At 72.7% G+C, this 609-nt stretch carries 1 protein-coding gene; it reads right to left on the bottom strand.

All coding sequences use genetic code 11. From position 1 onward, the window contains the following. Positions 1-142 precede the first annotated feature (142 nt). A partial coding sequence (locus tag DBR12_RS20775) for an SPOR domain-containing protein (RefSeq protein ID WP_146185592.1) occupies positions 143-609 on the bottom strand: 467 nt, incomplete at its 5' end.

Genomic DNA, 609 nt, shown 5'->3' with positions numbered 1-609 from the left:
GCACTGGCGGCTGCGTGGAACCTGCCGCTGGCGATGCACCCCTTTGCGGGCCACGACCTGCCGCTGGACGATCCGTCCTGGGTGGTGGCGCAGGTGCGGCAGTGGGCCACACGCCCGCCGCACCCATCGGGCGGTGCGCTGGTTACGGCTGCTTGAACACCACGGCCTCCAGGGCCATGGCGCGGATGCTTTCTGCTGCCGCATCGGCCTGCGCGCGCGTGCCGTAGGGCCCCACGCGCACGCGGATGCGCCGCCCCTTGGCGCCGTCCAGCTCCTGGCGGAAGGCAGGCAGGCCCTCGTTCAGCAGCCGCGCCTGTGTCTTGCGGGCATTGGCCTCTTCGGCAAACAGGCCTACGTTGATGTAGTAGCCCGCCGCCGTGCCTACGGTGACCAGCGGTTTGTCGGGGGTGGCCGTGGCCGACGCCGGTGCCTTGGGTTTGGTGGCCGCCTCGCGTCGTGGGGCGGGCGTGCTGGCGCCAGGGGCGGCAGGGCTGGCGGTGGCCGATGCGCGGCTGGGTGCTGTGGGTGCGGCAGTCTTGCCCGGTGCCGATGCCGACGCGGCTGCCTTGCTGGCAGGGGCCGATGCAGACCGTGCTGAAGGGACGGGCT

Source organism: Acidovorax sp. HMWF029, from assembly GCF_003060895.1.
Classification (GTDB): Bacteria; Pseudomonadota; Gammaproteobacteria; order Burkholderiales; family Burkholderiaceae_C; genus Acidovorax.
This window is presented reverse-complemented; position numbering and strand designations above follow the sequence as displayed.